Source organism: Stenotrophomonas sp. 05L44_2 (assembly GCF_056665995.1).
This window is the reverse complement of sequence record NZ_JBFTNR010000964.1, coordinates 1-1,223: the sequence shown is the minus strand read 5'-3', so window position 1 is coordinate 1,223 and position 1,223 is coordinate 1. Positions and strand designations below refer to the sequence as shown.

Sequence of the window (1,223 nt, the reverse complement as noted above, 5' to 3'; positions counted from 1 at the left end):
GCTGCATGCCCTGCAGCGTCTGCCGCATCGCGTCGATCTCCCGACGCAATGCCTGCGCATCATCCTGTGCGTGCAACGGCATCGCTGCCATCGCCGTCAGGCACCCCATACTCAGTACCGCCAAGCGCATTGCATCCTCCCCGGACTGGAACTTCCGCCGCGCGGCCGAGCAGCGCGCGTGCGCCGCCCCGACCTCAACGAGCCGTTGCTGGAAATGCGGGTACTGCGTCGACGACCGTCGCCAGCCTGCGCGATGCAGGCAACAGGGCGATGACATTGCCCCACCTGCCCGGACAGCGCCGGAGTCGCTTCCACTGCGGCAGCGCTGCCGAAGGGGTGGCGACCGCAGGGGTCTGGGTAACAAGCGCTGGGTGAGAATGTCGTGAATGGCATTGCGCGCACGCCCTCTCGAGGGCATGACCTGTGCGGCATCCATAGCGCAGTGACGCTGTATTCCATGCGCCAAGGCTAGTTCGACTGTCGTTTTTGGCCTTGATTGGGATCAAAGCGAAATGCTTGATGTCAGTCACGATTCAGACGTGACATCTGTTCGTGACGTGCGCAGCCCTCTTCGCCGGGACTGTCGCAGAAAGCAACAGGCCCACATGTCGCCATGTGGGCCTGTCACTCGGTTCAGCAGCCCGGGGGCCTCAGCGTGGGCCGAGTACCGCCTGCAGATCGTTGCCCTGCGGAAGGCCGGCACGTCGCTGCACCTGGCCCTGCGCATCCTGGAACAGGATGCCGGGCGTGCCCTGGAAGCCCATCTCCACCATCAGCACCTGGTTGGCATCCAGTTTGGCTGCGATGTCCCGGCTGATGCTAGGCAGCGGCTTGATGCCACCGCGATCGAACTGATGCTCGTTCTCCAGCAGTGCCGCACTGGGATMGCGCGCGGCCATGATCGCCGCCGCCTTGGCCGGACTGTCTTCGCGGATCACGCCGACCATGATGTGGCGCAACTGCACCTTTCCTGCGTCCACCCAGGGCCGTGCCGCCTCCCAGAACTTGTGGCAGTAAGGACAGTTGGCATCACTGAAGGTGTACACCACGCGCGGCGCATCGGCCTTGCCATCGCGTACCCAGGCACTGGCCTCCAGCTTGCTCCACATCTTGGCCGACATCGGCGCGGCAACCAGCTTCTCCAGCGTCTCGGCTGCAACTTCGTTGCCCTCGGCGTCGAACAGGCTACCCACCAGCACATGCTTGCCATCGGCGGTCACGTA

The 1,223-nt window shown here is 64.4% G+C and carries 1 protein-coding gene; it reads right to left on the bottom strand.

From position 1 onward, the window contains the following. Window positions 1–650: 650 nt before the first annotated feature. Window positions 651–1,223 (bottom strand): thiol:disulfide interchange protein DsbG (gene dsbG / locus AC1VAN_RS22350; protein WP_480986805.1); only part of this gene is annotated, 573 nt, incomplete at its 5' end.